A 17,513-nucleotide genomic window follows, 5' to 3' on the forward strand; every position below is an offset into this window, starting at 1 on the left:
GAGTTCAACGCCGCTTAATAGCGGCGTTTTTGTAATCACAGTTCGCGGCTGGGGTTGGATGATCATGCGTGACAAGGTAACCGGTGCGCAGCGCTGGGTGGTGAAGATCGGCAGTGCCTTGCTGACTGCCGATGGGCGTGGCCTGGATCGTGCGGCCATGGCGGTATGGGTCGGGCAGATGGTGGCGCTGCGCGAGCAGGGCGTTGAGCTGGTGCTGGTGTCCTCCGGTGCGGTGGCGGCGGGCATGAGCAAGCTGGGTTGGGTGGCGCGGCCAAGCGCCATGCATGAATTGCAGGCGGCAGCGGCTATCGGCCAGATGGTGCTGATCCAGGCGTGGGAGTCGAGCTTTGCCGAGCACGGCCGGCGTACGGCGCAGATTCTTCTGACTCATGATGACCTGTCCGATCGCAAGCGCTACCTGAATGCGCGCAGCACGCTGCGTACCCTGGTGGACCTGGATGTGGTGCCGGTAATCAACGAGAACGACACCGTGGTGACCGACGAGATCCGTTTTGGCGATAACGACACCCTGGCGGCGCTGGTGGCCAATCTGGTCGAGGCCGATCTGTTGGTGATTCTCACCGACCGCGATGGCATGTATAACGCCGATCCGCGGCATAACCCCAATGCCGAGTTGATTTACGAGGCGCGCGCCGATGATCCGGCCCTGGATGCCGTGGCCGGTGGTGTGGGTGGTGCGCTGGGGCGTGGCGGCATGCAGACCAAGCTGCGCGCGGCGCGTCTGGCTGCACGTTCCGGGGCGCATACGGTGATTGTTGGGGGTGCGATCGGGCAGGTGTTGGCGCGACTCAAGGCCGGCGAGCGCCTGGGTACCCTGCTGGCACCCGAGCGCGGCATGCTGGCGGCGCGCAAGCAGTGGCTGGCCGGGCATCTGCAGACCCGCGGTGCCCTGGTGCTGGATGACGGTGCGGTCAAGGCGCTGGCCACTGGCACCAAGAGCTTGCTGCCGGTTGGCGTGAAGGCGGTGCAGGGTAGCTTCAGGCGCGGAGAAATGGTGGTCTGCGTGGCCGCGGATGGCCGCGAGATTGCTCGTGGTCTGGCTAACTACAGCGCGCTAGAGGCGCAAAAGATCATCGGTAGGTCGTCGGATGCCATCGAGAAGTTGCTGGGCTATGTCGATGAGCCGGAGTTGGTGCACCGGGATAATTTGATTCTGGTTTAGGGGAAGGCTGATGCGGATCGTAAAAGGATTGCTGGGTGTGCTTATGCTGCTGCCTGGGCTGGCGGCGGCGGAGCAGATTGGTGAGGTGTCAACGGTTTTCAAGTTGATGGGGCCCAACGACAAGATAGTGGTCGAGGCCTTCGATGATCCGCAGGTGGCGGGGGTAACCTGCTACCTGTCGCGCGCCAAGACCGGTGGCGTCAAGGGTGGTCTGGGCTTGGCCGAGGATCGCGCCGAAGCGTCGATCGCCTGTCGCCAGGTTGGGCCGATCAGCTTTCTGGGTGAGCTCGAGGAGGGGGAGGAGGTCTTTCGCGAGCGCACCTCGCTGGTGTTCAAGACTATGCAGGTGGTGCGCTTCTTTGACGAAAAACGCAATACCCTGGTTTATCTGGTGTATAGCGACCGGGTAATCGAGGGCAGCCCGCAGAATGCGGTGACGGCGATTCCAATTCTGCCCTGGCCGCAAAAGCCCTGAGTAAAAAAGCCCGAAGCGATTCGGGCTTTTTTGTACCCGTTAACTGTTGCGCGACGGTCAGATTTGCGCCGATTAGTCCCCTCGCTCTCCGGGGTGAGGGGTTGTGCCATCCAGGTCTGCGCAGCTGGCGGTTTGCCCTCTCGCTTCTTTGTGCGGAAGGTCCCGGCGGGTAGGTTGGGTGCGTTCCGCTGAGGCGCAACGCCACATGTCATTGCCTGTTGGGCTTCGCTGCGCTCAACGCCAGCCTACGGTTTATCGCCTCGCGACACGTGATGGGTGCAGGCCTTAAAGATTGCTCCGGCAATTATTGCAGGCAATAAAAAACCGACCATCAGGTCGGTTTTCTAAGAACTAGCAGCGTGTCGCTGGCAGCTTAGGCAGCTGCAGCTTCGCCCAGGGCCTTGATATGGCCATTCAGGCGGCTCTTATGACGAGCGGCTTTGTTCTTGTGGATGATGCCTTTGTCGGCCATACGGTCGATTACCGGCACAGCCAGGGTGTAAGCGGTAGTAGCAAGGGCGACGTCTTTGGCTTCGATAGCCTTGACCACGTTCTTGATGTAAGTACGAACCATCGAGCGCTGGCTGGCGTTATGGCTACGACGCTTCTCAGCCTGTTTTGCGCGTTTTTTGGCAGAAGGTGTATTGGCCACCGTCAAGCTCCTCGAAAAAATTCTGGGGGTTACAAACAAATAAGGCCGCGAATCATGCCGATATGAGGGCGTGCTGTCAAGCCTGTTGGCTTTTACCTGTGCTGGCCTGACCAGTGGTGGACCGCTACACTCGTCGCCTTTGCGCGCCAGGGATCGTCCGCGGCTGCGCTTGTTTGCGGAAATCGAATTATTACATGAATTTGCTCAAGTCGCTGGCCGCTGTTAGCTCAATGACCATGCTTTCGCGTGTATTGGGCTTTGTGCGTGACACCATTATCGCCCGCACCTTCGGCGCGGGCGTGGCCTCGGACGCCTTTGTGGTGGCGTTCAAGCTGCCCAACCTGTTGCGCCGGATTTTCGCCGAGGGGGCGTTTTCCCAGGCCTTCGTGCCGATTCTGGCTGAGTACAAGACCCAGCAGGGCGATGAGGCAGCGCGGACTTTTCTCGCTTACGTGACCGGGCTGCTGACCCTGGTGCTGGCCCTAGTGACCTTTGTCGGGATTCTCGCGGCGCCCTGGATCGTCTGGATCTCGGCCCCGGGCTTTGCCGACGAAGCCGATCGATTCGCTCTGGCCACCGATCTGTTGCGGGTGACCTTCCCTTATATCCTGCTTATTTCCCTATCGTCGCTGGCCGGGGCGGTGCTCAATACCTGGAACAGGTTCTCGGTGCCGGCCTTTGTGCCGACCCTGCTGAATGTCAGCATGATTGTCTTTGCCTTGTTCCTGACTCCCTATTTCGATCCGCCGATCATGGCGCTGGGCTGGGCGGTGCTGGTGGGTGGCCTGGCGCAACTGCTGTTCCAGCTGCCGCATCTGAAGAAGATCGGCATGCTGGTGCTGCCGCGGCTGAACCTCAAGGACACCGGCGTATGGCGCGTGGTGAAGCAGATGGGGCCGGCGATCTTCGGGGTGTCGGTCAGCCAGATTTCGCTGATCATCAATACCGTCTTCGCTTCTTTTCTGGTCGCCGGTTCCGTGTCCTGGATGTATTACGCCGACCGGTTGATGGAACTGCCGGCCGGCGTGCTGGGGGTAGCGCTGGGGACCATTCTGCTGCCGGCCCTGTCGAAAACCCATGCCGGTGCCAGTCGCGAGGACTATTCCAAGCTGCTCGACTGGGGATTGCGCCTGTGCCTGGTGCTGGCGCTGCCCAGTGCGGTGGCGTTGGCGATCATCTCCGAGCCGCTGATCGCCTCGCTGTTCCAGTACGGCAAGTTCACTGCGGGCGATACGCTGATGACCCAGCGCGCCTTGATTGCCTATTCCCTGGGCCTGGTTGGCATCATCCTGGTGAAAATTCTCGCGCCGGCCTTCTATGCCCAGCAGAACATCAAGACCCCGGTGCGTATCGGCCTGGTGACGCTGCTGGCGACCCAGGCGATGAATGTGCTGTTTATCTTCGTGATTCCCCTGGCCCATGCCGGCCTGGCGCTGGCCATCGGCCTGGCCGCCTGCCTGAATGCCGGGCTGTTGTACTGGCAGCTACGCAAGCGCGACATGTTTCAGCCGCAGCCGGGCTGGGCCATGTTCGCCGGCAAGTTACTGCTGGCATTGCTGGCCATGGCGGCGGTGTTGCTGCTGACCATGCAGCAGTTGCCGGTTTGGGCGGACGGCACCATGCCCTGGCGTCTGCTGCGACTGGGTGGGTTGGTCGGGGTGGGACTGTTGGCCTATTTAGCGGTGTTGGCGCTGCTGGGTTTTCGTTTGCGGGATTTTGCGCGGCGCAGCGCACTCTGATGGCGGCTGATTTGCTGCCTGTTGTCCGCTGCCCGGTGTGCGTATAATCGACCACTTTATGAACAAGAAGCGCGCTATGCAGCTGGTTCGAGGCCTACACAATCTGCGGCCCCAGCATCGGGGCTGTGTTGCCACCATCGGTAATTTCGACGGCGTCCATCGTGGCCATCAGGCCATCTTGGCGCGGTTGCGTGAGCGTTCCGCCGAGCTGGGGGTGCCGAGTTGCGTGCTGATTTTCGAGCCGCAGCCCCGCGAGTTTTTCGCCCCGGACAGCGCCCCGGCGCGCCTGACGCGCTTGCGCGACAAGCTGGCACTGCTGGCTGCCGAAGGTGTCGACCGCGTGCTGTGCCTGGCCTTCAACCCGCGTCTGCGGGAGTTGAGCGCGGCCGAATTTGTCCGCCAGGTGCTGCTCGACGGCCTGGCGGTGCAGCATCTGGAGGTTGGCGACGACTTTCGCTTCGGCTGTGACCGTGCCGGGGACTTCGCCTTTCTGGCCGAGGCCGGCGAACGCGAGGGCTTCAGTGTCGAGGCCGCCAGCACGGTCGAGCTGAACGGCATCCGGGTCAGTAGCACGCGGGTACGCGAGGCCCTGGCCGCTGGCGATTTCGTTCTGGCCGAACACCTGCTGGGGCGGCCCTTCCAGATCGCCGGGCGGGTCTTGCACGGGCAGAAGCTGGGTCGCCAGCTGGATGCGCCGACCGCCAATGTGCAGCTCAAGCGCAAGCGTGTGCCGCTCAAGGGCGTGTATCTGGTCAGCACCGAGATTGACGGCCGCGTCTGGCCTGGTGTGGCCAATATCGGCGTGCGCCCGAGTGTTGCGGGTGATGGCAGTGCCCACCTGGAAGTGCATTTGCTGGATTTTGCCGGTGATCTGTATGGCCGGCGTTTGACGGTGGCTTTCCACCACAAGCTGCGCGATGAGCAGCGTTTCGCCTCCCTTGAGGCATTGAAGACGGCAATTGCTGCCGATATTGCTGCCGCCCGTGCCCATTGGCGCGTTTAAGCACCCGGCTTCAACTGCTGGGTGCCAATCGCTTACGAAGAGCCTGAAATGACCGACTACAAAGCCACGCTAAATCTGCCTGATACCCAGTTTCCGATGAAGGCCGGCCTGCCGCAGCGCGAGCCGCAGATTCTGCAGCGCTGGAACGAGATTGGCCTGTATCAGAAGCTGCGCGCGCAGGGCGAAGGCCGGCCGAAGTTCGTCCTGCACGACGGCCCGCCCTATGCCAACGGCAGCATTCATATCGGTCATGCGGTCAACAAGATCCTCAAGGACATCATCACCCGTTCCAAGACCCTGGCCGGCTACGACGCCCCCTATGTGCCGGGCTGGGACTGTCACGGCCTGCCGATCGAGCACAAGGTGGAAACCACCTTCGGCAAGAACCAGCCCTCGGACCTGACCCGCGAGCGCTGCCGCACCTACGCCGGCGAGCAGATCGAAGGGCAGAAGGCCGACTTTATCCGCCTCGGCGTGCTCGGCGATTGGGACAATCCGTACAAGACCATGGACTTCGCCAACGAGGCCGGCGAGATCCGCGCCCTGGCCGAGATGGTCAAGCAGGGCTTCGTGTTCAAGGGCCTGAAGCCGGTCAACTGGTGCTTCGATTGCGGTTCGGCCCTGGCCGAAGCCGAGGTCGAGTATCAGGACAAGAAATCCGACGCCATCGACGTGGCCTTCCCGGTTGAGGATGCCGACAAACTGGCTGCCGCCTTCGGTCTGGCTAGCCTGCCGAAGCCCACCAGCATCGTGATCTGGACCACCACGCCCTGGACCATCCCGGCCAACCAGGCGCTCAATGTTCACCCCGAATTCAACTACGCCCTGGTCGATACCGGCGACAAGCTGCTGCTGCTGGCTGAAGAGCTGGTCGAGAGCTGCCTGGCACGCTACGGCCTGCAGGGCGAGGTCATCGCCACCGCCCAGGGCGCGGCGCTGGAGCTGATCCGCTTCCGCCATCCGTTCTATGAGCGCTTCTCGCCGCTCTACCTGGCCGACTATGTCGAGCTGGGGGCCGGCACCGGTGTCGTTCACTCGGCCCCGGCCTATGGTGAGGACGACTTCCGTTCCTGCAAGGGCTACGGCATGAGCAACGACGACATCCTCAGCCCGGTGCAGAGCAACGGCGTGTATGTCAGCGATCTGCCGTTCTTCGGCGGTCAGTTTATCTGGAAGGCCAATCCGGCCATCGTCACCAAGCTCGACGAAGTCGGTTGCCTGCTCAAGCACGAAGCCATCCAGCACAGCTATATGCACTGCTGGCGGCACAAGACCCCGCTGATCTACCGCGCCACCGCGCAGTGGTTCGTCGGCATGGACAAGCAGCCCAACCAGGGCACCACCCTGCGCGAGCGCGCCCTGGCTGCCATCGAGCAGACCGCGTTCGTTCCGGCCTGGGGTCAGGCGCGCCTGCACAGCATGATCGCCGGGCGTCCGGACTGGTGTATCTCGCGCCAGCGTAACTGGGGCGTGCCGATTCCGTTCTTCCTGCACAAGGCCACGGGCGAGCTGCACCCGCGCAGCGCCGAGCTTATGGAGGAAGTGGCCAAACGTGTCGAGCAGCAGGGCATCGAGGCCTGGTTCAAGCTGGACGCCGCCGAACTACTCGGTGACGAGGCTGCCGACTACGACAAGATCAGCGACACCCTGGACGTCTGGTTCGACTCCGGCACCACCCACTGGCACGTGCTACGCGGCTCCCATCCGCTCGGCCACGCCAGCGGCCCGCGAGCCGATCTGTATCTGGAAGGCTCCGACCAGCACCGCGGTTGGTTCCATTCCTCCCTGCTCACCGGCGCGGCCATCGACGGCCACGCGCCTTATAAAGAGCTGCTGACCCACGGTTTCGTGGTCGACGAGAACGGCCGCAAGATGTCCAAGTCCCTGGGCAATGTGGTCGCCCCGCAGGAAGTCAACGACAGCCTGGGTGCCGATATCCTGCGCCTGTGGGTGTCGTCCACCGACTATTCCGGCGAGATGGCCGTGTCCAAGGTGATTCTGCAGCGTAGCGCCGACTCCTACCGGCGGATTCGCAACACCGCGCGCTTCCTGCTTTCCAACCTCAGCGGTTTCGACCCGGCCCAGCACCTGCTGCCGGCTGAAGACATGCTGGCGCTGGACCGTTGGGCCGTGGATCGCGCCCTGCTACTACAGTGCGAGATCGAGGAAGCCTACGACAGCTACCGCTTCTGGAACGTCTATCAGAAGGTGCACAACTTCTGCGTGCAGGAACTGGGCGGCTTCTACCTCGACATCATCAAGGACCGTCAGTACACCACCGCCGCCGACAGCGTGGCGCGGCGCTCCTGCCAGAGCGCGCTGTTCCATATCGCCGAAGCCCTGGTGCGCTGGATCGCCCCGGTGCTGTCCTTTACCGCCGACGAGTTGTGGCAGTACCTGCCGGGCGAGCGTAACGAGTCGGTGATGCTCAATGGCTGGTACCAGGGCCTGAGCGAACTGCCGCAGGATTTCGAGCTGAGCCGCGAGTTCTGGGAGCGGGTCATGGCGGTCAAGGTCGCGGTCAACAAGGAAATGGAAGGATTGCGCGCGGCCAAGGCTATCGGCGGCAACCTCCAGGCCGAAGTCACCCTGTATGCCGAAGACAGCCTGATTGCCGACTTGAACAAGCTCAGCAATGAATTGCGCTTCGTGCTGATTACCTCCACCGCAGCGCTGGCCCCCTTGGCTGATGCCCCGGCCGATGCCGTGGACACCGAAGTGCCTGGCCTGAAGCTGAAAATCGTCAAATCGGCCCACCCCAAGTGCGGTCGTTGCTGGCATCACCGCGAAGATGTCGGGGTCAACCCGGCACACCCGGAAATCTGCGGTCGTTGCGTGGACAATATCGAAGGCGCGGGCGAGGTTCGTCACTATGCGTGATGATTTTCTCCCCTCGCCCTTCGGGAGAGAGGCCGGGAATGAGGACTGCTTTTGCGATAAGGGGTGCCGCTTATGAGCGCACGCTTTGGCAAGCTGCCCTGGCTCTGGCTGAGCCTGCTGGTGTTCGTGGTCGACCAGGCCAGCAAGTTCTGGTTCGACAACAACCTGAGCATGTACCAGCAGATCGCGGTCATTCCCGATTACTTCAGCTGGACCCTGGCCTACAACACCGGCGCGGCGTTCAGCTTTCTCGCCGATGCGGCCGGCTGGCAGCGCTGGTTCTTCGCGGCGATTGCCGTGGCGGTCAGCGTGGTGCTGGTGGTCTGGCTCAAGCGCCTGAAACCAGCGGAGAGCTGGCTGGCCCTGGCTCTTGCCCTGGTTCTGGGCGGTGCGCTCGGCAACCTGCTGGATCGTGTGGTATTCGGCCATGTGGTCGATTTTATTCTGCTGCACTGGCAGCACCGCTGGTATTTCCCGGCGTTCAATGTCGCCGATATGGCGATCACCGGCGGCGCGATTTTATTGGCGCTGGATATGTTCAAAAGCGAGAAGTCCGGAGAAAAAGCCCATGACTGACCTACGTATCGGCCCGGACAAGGAAGTCACCCTGCACTTCGCCCTCAAGCTGGAAAATGGCGATGTGGTCGACAGCACCTTCGATAAGCAGCCTGCCACCTTCAAGGTGGGTGATGGCAACCTGCTGCCGGGCTTCGAGCAGGCCATCTACGGCCTCAAGGCCGGCGACAAGCGCAGCCTGCCGATCGGCCCCGAACAGGGCTTCGGCCAGGGCAACCCGCAGAACGTGCAGGTGATGCCGCGCAGCCAGTTCCAGGATATGGAGCTGTCCGAGGGCCTGCTGGTGATCTTCAACGACGCCGCCAATGCCGAGCTGCCGGGCGTGGTCAAGGCCTTCGATGACAGCCAGGTGACCATCGACTTCAACCACCCCCTGGCCGGCAAGGCGCTGAGCTTCGATGTGGAGATTATCGAGGTCAAGGCGGTCTGATCTGTATCCCGGATGCAATCCGGGAATGTGCTAACCCCGGATTGCATCCGGGTTACGAAAGGCGTGGGGTCGTCTAGCGGTCTCGCGTTACATTGGTCAAACCCTGTGCCGCGCGCGCCGAGATAACCGTCATGCATATCAAACTCGCCAACCCCCGTGGCTTCTGCGCCGGCGTCGACCGCGCCATCGAGATCGTCAACCGTGCCCTGGAAGTCTTCGGCCCGCCGATCTATGTGCGTCATGAAGTGGTGCACAACAAGTTCGTGGTCGAAGACCTGCGCGCGCGCGGCGCGGTGTTCGTCGAGGAACTGGATCAGATCCCCGATGACGTTATCGTTATTTTCAGCGCCCATGGTGTGTCCCAGGCCGTGCGCAACGAGGCCGAGCGCCGTGGCCTGAAGATCTTCGACGCCACCTGCCCGCTGGTGACCAAGGTGCATATGGAGGTGGTTCGCTACAGCCGTGAAGGCCGCGAATGCATCCTGATCGGCCACGCCGGCCACCCGGAAGTCGAAGGCACCATGGGCCAATACGATGCCAGCAATGGTGGTGCCATCTACCTGGTGGAAGACGAGGCCGACGTTGCGCACCTGCAGGTGCGCAACCCCGAAGCCCTGGCCTTCGTCACCCAGACCACTCTGTCGATGGACGACACCAGCAAGGTTATCGACGCCCTGCGCAACAAATTCCCCAGCATCGGCGGGCCGCGCAAGGACGACATCTGCTACGCCACCCAGAACCGCCAGGACGCGGTCAAGCAGCTGGCCGCCGAGTGCGACGTACTGCTGGTGGTCGGCAGTCCCAACAGCTCCAACTCCAACCGCCTGCGCGAACTGGCCGAGCGCATGGGCACCCCCGCCTACCTGATCGACGGTGCCGAAGACCTCAAGCGCGAGTGGTTCGACGGCGTTGCCGGCATCGGCATCACCGCCGGTGCCTCGGCTCCCGAGGTGCTGGTGCGCGGCGTCGTCAGCCAACTGCAAGCCTGGGGCGCGGCCGGGGAGAGCGAGCTGGAAGGGCGGCCGGAAAACGTCACCTTTTCCATGCCCAAGGAGTTGCGGGTGACGCAGCTCTAAAGTTGTTAGTCGCCTACAGGCTGCCTGTCAGGCGACTCAGCAAGATGCTGGCGGGTCTTTATGTCTGCGTACTCTGCCGGTAGCGCTTAACACCAACTGCCTGACGGCATATTTGCCGCTTGCATGGCAAATGAACAAAGTGCCGGCCTGAAATGCGCCGCCGAGTAAATGGCTGCTGCCTGACGGTGTATAGCGGATATAGCGCCGGACCGGCGTATTGCCTTTGGCAATCACATTCCTGGGCAAAGGCTGGCCCTGGCGGAGTATCGGCTCGCCTTCATCGAATAGGCCGTTGTTGTTCAGGTCGACGTACACCTGCCAGCCGCTCTGCCAATTGCCGTCGCCATTATCGACCAGCACCGGCTGCCGCCGCTTGATCGATTCGCTGCGGGCCAGTACCAAGTCCGCCACCAGGTGATTGCTAGTAGTGACCAGCTGTTGGTTGTCGATAAACTGCACGGTGCCAGGCACTCCAACGCTTGTCAGCACGGTAAGGATGCCGAGCGTGGTGAGCAGTTCGGGCAGCGTAAAGCCGTGAGTGTTGTAATACATGGCATCCCTGCCTCCTGGGTCGTACGTTGATCCCAGCTTCCTGCTGGGAGACCAATGGTCTTGCTCTGGCCACCACTCATCGCGGTAGCGCGGTGGCGCGTGTGGGGCTGATTTATAACGTAGCCAGCGCCGACCGATTTGCAAGTCCGTGTTTCAGTCTTGTTACGCATGCCGTGTACCGCTGGCTACAGTGAGAGTGCCATCTGTCTAGCCGTTCAAGGTATGTCGCGCGGACAGCTGTCATTATCTGGCACAACGAACGAGCGGTTGATTTCGCTCTCGACGTGCTCAGCAGCGAAGTCGTAACCAGCCAGGAGGTGATCAAGTGCTGCGAACAAGACAAGGTGGTTTTACCCTGATCGAGCTAATGATCGTAGTGGCGATCATCGGGATCCTTGCGGCCATCGCCTACCCGAGCTACCAGCAATACATCATCCGAGGCAACCGTGCTGCCGCCCAGGCAGCGATGATGGATATCGCCAACCGCCAGCAGCAACTCTTGCTGGCTAACCGCGCCTATGTTGCTGCTGCCAATGCGGCAGCCTTTCAAACCAGCACCGGCTATGTGTTGCCTGCCGAGGTGTCAGCTAAATATGGCTTCAAGATCGAGTTGGGTGCGGGGGCCGTACCTTCCTTCGAGATCACATTCGTACCGACAGGGGCTCAGGCAAGCGATGGCAACCTGACGCTCAATAGCCAAGGGGCCAAGACCCCGGCGGAAAAGTGGTGACCATGCTTATGCCACTAATCATCCGTAATCAGCGCGGCGTCAGCTTGATCGAGGTGCTGGTTACCGTGTTTATTCTCACGGTAGGCCTGCTGGGGATGGCTGGGCTGCAATCGCGTTTGCAACAGTCCGAAATGGAAGCCTATCAGCGATCTCAAGCTTTGCTGCTGCTTAATGACATGGCCAATCGCCTAGCCACTAATCGCGCGAAGGCCATTACCTATGAAACCAGTTTGGACGGTATTGGCGTGGGTTCGGTATGTGAGACAGGCACTGCTACTCAGCAACAAGTGGATGCGGGTGAGTGGTGTAATGCTTTGCAGGGGGCGGCGGAAATGGAAGGCACCAACAGGCTGGGTACCATGATTGGCGGACGCGGTTGTGTCGAAGTGCTGGGTGGCGGTGCTTATCGGGTGAGTGTGGCATGGCAGGGGCTTGCGCCGTTGTCGGTGCCTGCCAACTCCGCCTGTGGTGCCGGAAAATACAATGGGCCGTCTGGCTCAAGTTGCACTGCGGATCTCTGCCGGCGGGTAGTGAGCAGCATAATCAGGGTGGCTGATTTGAAATGAAAACACAGGCCCAGAAACTGCCGATTGCACCGGGTGTGCCAAGAACTGCCAGAGGCTTTAGCCTCATTGAGCTGATGGTTGCAGTCGTTATCAGCCTATTGATGCTTTTGGCAGTTTTGCAGTTGTTTATTGATATATCCCGCACCAATGATGAAATGGCTAAGACCAATGTGTTGATTGAGAATGGGCGTTTCTCATTGCAGCTTATGCAGGCTGACGTTCAGCACGCAGGCTTTTGGGGGGAGTTGGACAATAATATCGATCCGCCGACAGCTATTCCCGATCCTTGTGTTGTTGCCGGCTGGGATGCTCCCGCTTATATGCTCAACCTTATCGGTATTCCGGTGCAGGCTTTTCCTGATGCTACGGGGCTGTCAGGTTGTGGCGTGACGGGTGTACTGGCCAACAGTGATGTGTTGATGGTGCGTCATGCAAATACCTGTGTGAAAGGTGCGGCGGGTTGTAATGGTGGCAGCGATACGGGCTGGCATATCCAGGTATCAGGGTGCCGAAATGTCGGCACTGAAGAGCCATACGTTATTGATAAGATGACTTTTCCCCTAAGAACCAAGACGTGCAGTTTGGCCACTCCCGTTCCTGCGGTCGACCTTGCGCCGCAGCGTAAGGTTGTATCGAAACTCTATTACCTGGCTGACAGTGGCGGTGTGCCTACGCTGATGCGCGTGGAGCTAGTCAATGGAGCCTATGCTGACCCGCAACCGCTGATTGAGGGGGTAGAGAGCTTTCGTGTTGAACTTGGTTTGGATACCGAGGGTAAGAACGGTCTTCCTATCAGTGCAAGTAATCCCGGCGATGGCAGTGCAGATGAGTTCAAGCGCTGCACTGCGTTGACCCCTTGCGTACTGGATGACTTGGCCAATGTGGTAGCAGTCAAACTTTATGTGCTGGTACGTAATACAGTGGCTACCCCCGGTTATACCGATAAAAAGGCATACCAACTAGGCAGTACAGCGGTTGCAGCGGCAAATGATGGTTTCAAGCGCCACGTATTTGCTACTACCGTTCGATTGGTCAACCCTTCAGGCCGCCGGGAGATCCCATGAGTAAATATGCTCGGAGATATGCTCAGCAAGGTGCAACCCTTATTGTGGGTTTAATCATGCTGCTGCTACTTACATTGATGGTCAGCAGCGCATTTATGTTAAGCGGGGTTAATCTATCGGCTGTGAATAACGTGCAGTTGCGGGATGAGGCCACGGCCGCGGCTAATGCGGCACTTGAAGAAGTGCTCGGCTCTTTGACAACCTTCACTGCGCCTGCGACTAGAACTATCGTTGTGGGGCAGGATACTGTCACCGTGGCCCCTGCTGTGTGCATACGGGCAATTGATGTTAAGTCTGAAAGTAGTGCGGACTCGTCGCCGAATATACTTATAGAAGGTGCGCCGAATGCGGGTGGCGCAACAGGCTACCAAGATACTTATTGGAATATCGTTGCCTCTGTGAATAATGCCGCAACCGGCGTTAATGTGGCGGTGAATCAAGGTGTGAAGATCAGGCTTCCTGCCAGTCCTAATCCTTGTCCTTAAGATGACCAATTTTGCTGTTGAGAGGTGCCGCTCATGAATGCCCTGAATTTTTTAAGTAAGCTGGTTGTGGGCGCGACGTTTGCCTTTCCTTTTGCGGTTGTCGCAGAGGATACGGATATTTTCCTGACTAATCCTAATGCGGCGACAGGGCGAACCAATCTGTTGCTGATGTTGGATAACGCTGCTTCAAACAACAGTAATGTGACATTGCTGGATGGGGTTAGCACAGGTAAAAAGTTAGAGATGTTGCGGCAGGTGCTGAATAATATGGTGGATCCGCTTGATTCACCCTATTTTCCTGCGTGTACGATTAATCTTGATGCTAATAATAAAGAGGTCAGTCGGACGCCGGCTGAGTGTATTACGCGCACCGAAGTTCAGGAGCTGGTGGAGGGGGTTAACATTGGTCTGATGATTGCCAATCCCTCTGGAGAGGGTAAGGGAGGCTATGTCCGTTATCATGTAAGGCCGATGAATGTCGAGGCAAATCGAGATGCGTTGCTAGCTAAGATAAACCCCTCTATCCCCGATTCTAATAATGCGCCTTATGCTAAATCCATGCACGAGGCTTATTTATATTACGGTGGCAAGCCGGACGACTATGTTGGTTTTGATGGTGGTCCAAGTCTATATGATATAGGGGCAAAATTAGGTGATGGGTATAGAAGTCCGATTACAGATGGCTGTGGCAAGAATTTTATTTTATTTATAGGCAATGGTGGTCCTGACTCTGGCGAGGAGAACGATACTACCAAGCTGTTGGGAGGGGTTGGGGCTACAGCGGTGCAGCCAAGCGGGATATTGGTAAGCGACCCCTTGGCGTTTACCCCGTCAAACTTTACCAGCAGTTGGTTTGATGAATATGCGCGTACCTTGTTTAAGCGTGATATCGGGCCGCCCGTGGGGACTCAGAATGTCATTACTTATACTATTGCCGTGCAGAACCCAGCCGACAATAACTACAGTACTGCGCCAATGAGGAGTTCGCGTGAGTTGCTCAAGAGTGCGGCTAACGTGGGTGGCGGAAAATACTTTGAGGCGAGTAATGGTCAGCAGGCCATGAAAGCCTTTGTTGATGCCCTTCGTGGAATGCAGCCGGTGGATAGCGTATTTGCCTCATCGACGCTGCCGGTGAGTGTGAATGTACGTGGCGAGTTTCTCAATCAGGTGTATATGGGGCAGTTCCGCCCTGATGCGGGCGCTGGACCGCGGTGGCCGGGTAATTTGAAGCAGTATCTGCTGGCCGAAGACGTTAACGGAAATCCTGTGCTGGCGGATAGCGGCACTTCAGCAAAGCCTGTGCAGGATAAAGTGGACGGTTTTTTGCTGGATGACGTAACCAGCTTCTGGACTTCTACTTCCAACTATTGGCAGTTCGAACCGCTGGGGAATCCAAAATCTGCAAGCGATGCGCCCGATGGTTCGGTGGTGGAGAAGGGCGGCGCTGCTCAGCGCATGCGCACTGCGTTTGCGACCGATCAGGCGGCGCGCAAGCTGTACACCTGTAATGGCTCCTGCAGCGCGGGAGCAGCGCTTTCCACTACATTGTTTAGTACTGCTAACACTACGCTCGTTACCGCGCTGGGAACCCCTCTGATTAACTGGGTTCGCGGTGCGGATAATATGGATAACGAGGATGGCAATAATGTTAGCACCGATGTGCGCGCGCGCCTTCATGGTGACTTGGTGCATTCGCGCCCGGCGGTGGTGAACTACAACCGTTATGGTAATGATAGCGATGTAATGGTTTATTACGGCACCAATGAAGGTATTTTCCATGCCGTCAAAGGCGGCCAGGATCCAGCCGACGGTCTCGAGCAGTGGGGTATGGTCTTCCCCGAGCACTTGAGTCAACTCAATCGCTTGCGTGAAAACTCCCCGGCAATTTCTAGTGCGTCCCCTAAACCGTACTTTGCCGATGGGCCGACGTCGATTTATCAGTTGGACGCCAATGCCGATGGCAAGTTTGAGTCTGCAGCAAACGATAAAGCTTATCTCTATATCGGTATGCGTCGCGGGGGGCGTTTCGCTTATGCGTTGGATGTTAGTAGCCCTTTAGAGCCAAAGTACCTCTGGAAAATTGATAACACCCAGTCTGGCTTTTCTGAGTTGGGGCAAACCTGGTCCACCTTACGCCCCGCCAGAATCAAAGCCTCGGTCAGTGATCCCGTGCTTATCTTCGGTGCTGGCTATGATCCAGAGAATGAAGACCTGCTGCCGGCGGGTGTCAATAACAAGGGGCGGGGTATATATGTTGTAAATGCACGTACCGGTGTCTTGATTAAGCACATATATGAGGCTGGTATGGGCAGTATGCCGGCCGATGTAACGCTGATTGACCGAGATGGTAACGGAAAGGCGGATCGAATTTATAGTGTCGATACTAAGGGTAACCTGTGGCGCTCGGATATTGATGATGTTAACCCTGCTAATTGGCTGACATTTAAATTGGCATCTCTTGCTGGTGCAGGTGTCGACGCGCGGAAGTTTCTCTATCGCCCAGACGTTGTGCTGGGTGACCAATTTGATAGTGTTCTTGTGGGCAGCGGCGATAGGGAGCGGCCTTTCGATACTACAATTGAAAACCGCTTCTATATGATCAAGGATTACAACACCGATTTGACCGGTGGATTGCTCTGTGCTGATCCCGTTACTCCGCCAGATGAGGGCGGTAGGGCCTGTACGGAAGCGGATTTGGAAAATCAGACTGGGAGATCCACTTCATTGTCTTTAGCAGCGCACGGCTGGTTTATTGAAATGAGCGTCGGGGAGAAGGTAGTCAGTGATGCTGTGACCGAGGATGGCGTAACTTTCTTTAGCACCAATAGGCCCTTGCCTGCTGCTCCGGGTGTCTGCACTAGCAACTTGGGCGGTGCCCGGATCTATGCAGTTGGCTACGACTCCGGGCTTGCGGTTTATGATTTCGACCTTGACGGCATTTTGGATTTGTTTACTGATGTCCCTGGCGGCGGATTTCCACCACCTCCAGTTCGTGCTCAGGTTCCGGATCTGCCGCCGGTCATTTGCTTTGGGCCTTTTTGCATACCCCCTGTGCCGGGTTCGGCAAGTACTGAGCGCTATCGTACTCACTGGTATATAGAGCAATGAGCGAGCCAATGGTTATGAGGGGAGGTAACGGTTTGAGAGTTAAGGCTATGCCCGCTCGCTCGCTGGCGTTCACTTTGGTTGAGTTGTTAATTGCCATTGCGATACTCGCGATCTTAATGGGTATCGCTGTACCTGCGTATAACGAGATGACCCTTGGGGGTAAGCTGCGCTCTCAGGCCAACGATCTGGTCGCGGGCGCGGTGCTGGCACGCAGCGAGGCGATCAAGCGCAACTCCGCTGTTCGGATGTGCGTCTCTGCCGATGGTGCTAGCTGTGCTGCTGGGGGCTGGGAGCAAGGTTGGGTGGTGTTCCACGATGCCGACGACGACGGGGCGCTGGATACAGGAGAGGCGGTATTGCTGCAGCATCAGGCAGCCGCTTCCGGTTTTAAAATTACCGGGACGGTCGCCAGCGTACGCTTTCAGGGATCAGGTGTAGGGGCTACCCAGGCCACATTGACGGTCTGTCGCGCCACCCCCAGCGTTGGAGGTCAAGAACGTGTGGTCAATATCACTGCGACAGGACGTACATCGGTGACCAAGACCAATACCGCGACCTGCTCCTGATTCCTGAACCGTTTCTTGTAGCTCAACCGGCGTAACGGGCTGCCCCTGCTGGCATCCCCCTGGCCACTATTAAGCAGCGGCGATTCGGCACAAAGGGCGGCTGGCCTGTGCCGGGTTGCCCTTGTGCGTTGTACCAGCCTCAGCCGATCGGGCTATTTGTCCCCCCTTGTCCCCACCGCTTGCTGCCCTCCGCTCCCTCAGTCTTTCGGCACGGCCCCGCCTGCTCTCCGATAAACCCATTAGCCTTTCTCAAACCCAGCCTGCTGCGCACATTGCGTTGCCTGTCACATTTCGATGTGTGGCGAAGTCGCAGTTCTTTGTATCAACAATGTAAAACGGGCGTGCCAGTCAGGTATGATCCCGAAGCGCAAATAACCGCTAGTCGGTTTTTTTGACCGTTTGTCCATGGATGGGCGTTTGCAGGGGAG

Annotated in this window: 16 protein-coding genes; 14 read left to right on the forward strand and 2 right to left on the reverse strand. The window is 58.8% G+C overall.

All coding sequences use genetic code 11. From position 1 onward, the window contains the following. Positions 1-64: 64 nt before the first annotated feature. The gene (gene proB, locus AACY13_RS02880; RefSeq protein WP_339459181.1) at positions 65-1,183 is read left to right on the forward strand and encodes a glutamate 5-kinase; all 1,119 of its coding nucleotides are present in this window, start codon (positions 65-67) and stop codon (positions 1,181-1,183) included. Positions 1,184-1,193: 10 nt separating this feature from the next. Next, complete coding sequence (locus AACY13_RS02885) at positions 1,194-1,658, forward strand: CreA family protein (protein WP_339459182.1); 465 nt, start codon at positions 1,194-1,196, stop codon at positions 1,656-1,658. Between the two features lie 373 nt (positions 1,659-2,031). Here the strand turns inward: AACY13_RS02885 and rpsT are convergent, their stop codons facing one another. After that, positions 2,032-2,310, reverse strand: coding sequence for a 30S ribosomal protein S20 (gene rpsT, locus AACY13_RS02890; RefSeq protein WP_136663161.1), 279 nt, complete (start codon positions 2,308-2,310; stop codon positions 2,032-2,034). A gap of 194 nt (positions 2,311-2,504) precedes the next feature. Here rpsT and murJ point away from each other — a divergent pair, with 194 nt between their 5' ends. The 6 genes from murJ (at position 2,505) to ispH (ending at position 10,014) form a co-directional block, all read left to right on the forward strand. Further along, on the forward strand, positions 2,505-4,049 hold the full coding sequence (gene murJ / locus AACY13_RS02895; RefSeq protein WP_339459184.1) for a murein biosynthesis integral membrane protein MurJ: 1,545 nt from the start codon (positions 2,505-2,507) through the stop codon (positions 4,047-4,049). 76 nt (positions 4,050-4,125) lie between these two features. Beyond that, positions 4,126-5,052: a bifunctional riboflavin kinase/FAD synthetase gene (gene ribF / locus AACY13_RS02900; protein ID WP_339459186.1), complete on the forward strand. Its 927-nt coding sequence runs from the start codon at positions 4,126-4,128 to the stop codon at positions 5,050-5,052. A 48-nt stretch (positions 5,053-5,100) separates the two neighbouring features. Beyond that, positions 5,101-7,932 carry an isoleucine--tRNA ligase gene (gene ileS, locus AACY13_RS02905; RefSeq protein WP_339459187.1) on the forward strand — a complete coding sequence of 944 codons (2,832 nt, stop codon included), beginning with the start codon at positions 5,101-5,103 and terminating at the stop codon, positions 7,930-7,932. A 72-nt stretch (positions 7,933-8,004) separates the two neighbouring features. Next, on the forward strand, positions 8,005-8,508 hold the full coding sequence (lspA, locus tag AACY13_RS02910) for a signal peptidase II (protein ID WP_445262516.1): 504 nt from the start codon (positions 8,005-8,007) through the stop codon (positions 8,506-8,508). Beyond that, positions 8,501-8,938, forward strand: coding sequence for an FKBP-type peptidyl-prolyl cis-trans isomerase (locus AACY13_RS02915; RefSeq protein WP_339459191.1), 438 nt, complete (start codon positions 8,501-8,503; stop codon positions 8,936-8,938). The genes lspA and AACY13_RS02915 overlap by 8 nt, the downstream gene beginning before the upstream one ends. A 131-nt stretch (positions 8,939-9,069) precedes the next feature. Next, positions 9,070-10,014: a 4-hydroxy-3-methylbut-2-enyl diphosphate reductase gene (gene ispH / locus AACY13_RS02920; protein WP_339459193.1), complete on the forward strand. Its 945-nt coding sequence runs from the start codon at positions 9,070-9,072 to the stop codon at positions 10,012-10,014. Positions 10,015-10,050: 36 nt separating this feature from the next. Here ispH and AACY13_RS02925 read toward each other — a convergent pair whose 3' ends face one another. Beyond that, the gene (locus AACY13_RS02925; RefSeq protein ID WP_339459194.1) at positions 10,051-10,566 is read right to left on the reverse strand and encodes a GspH/FimT family pseudopilin; all 516 of its coding nucleotides are present in this window, start codon (positions 10,564-10,566) and stop codon (positions 10,051-10,053) included. A 325-nt stretch (positions 10,567-10,891) separates the two neighbouring features. Between AACY13_RS02925 and AACY13_RS02930 the strand changes: the two genes are divergently transcribed. The 6 genes from AACY13_RS02930 to AACY13_RS02955 are packed head-to-tail and all read left to right on the forward strand — an operon-like array spanning position 10,892 to position 17,085. Then, positions 10,892-11,296 carry a type IV pilin protein gene (locus tag AACY13_RS02930; protein WP_339459196.1) on the forward strand — a complete coding sequence of 135 codons (405 nt, stop codon included), beginning with the start codon at positions 10,892-10,894 and terminating at the stop codon, positions 11,294-11,296. 2 nt (positions 11,297-11,298) lie between these two features. Continuing rightward, positions 11,299-11,862 (forward strand): type IV pilus modification protein PilV, encoded by a 564-nt coding sequence (pilV, locus tag AACY13_RS02935; RefSeq protein WP_339459198.1) that lies wholly within the window; start codon positions 11,299-11,301, stop codon positions 11,860-11,862. Further along, the gene (locus tag AACY13_RS02940; protein WP_339459199.1) at positions 11,859-12,926 is read left to right on the forward strand and encodes a PilW family protein; all 1,068 of its coding nucleotides are present in this window, start codon (positions 11,859-11,861) and stop codon (positions 12,924-12,926) included. The genes pilV and AACY13_RS02940 overlap by 4 nt, the downstream gene beginning before the upstream one ends. Further along, positions 12,923-13,411, forward strand: coding sequence for a hypothetical protein (locus AACY13_RS02945; RefSeq protein WP_339459200.1), 489 nt, complete (start codon positions 12,923-12,925; stop codon positions 13,409-13,411). The genes AACY13_RS02940 and AACY13_RS02945 overlap by 4 nt, the downstream gene beginning before the upstream one ends. A gap of 33 nt (positions 13,412-13,444) precedes the next feature. Next, the gene (locus tag AACY13_RS02950) at positions 13,445-16,519 is read left to right on the forward strand and encodes a pilus assembly protein (protein ID WP_339459201.1); all 3,075 of its coding nucleotides are present in this window, start codon (positions 13,445-13,447) and stop codon (positions 16,517-16,519) included. Further along, entirely contained in the window at positions 16,516-17,085 is a 570-nt protein-coding gene (locus tag AACY13_RS02955) for a GspH/FimT family pseudopilin (RefSeq protein WP_339459202.1), read from the forward strand. The genes AACY13_RS02950 and AACY13_RS02955 overlap by 4 nt, the downstream gene beginning before the upstream one ends. Positions 17,086-17,513 lie beyond the last annotated feature (428 nt).

Source organism: Pseudomonas sp. EA_105y_Pfl2_R69 (assembly GCF_963970915.1).
Lineage (GTDB): Bacteria > Pseudomonadota > Gammaproteobacteria > Pseudomonadales > Pseudomonadaceae > Aquipseudomonas.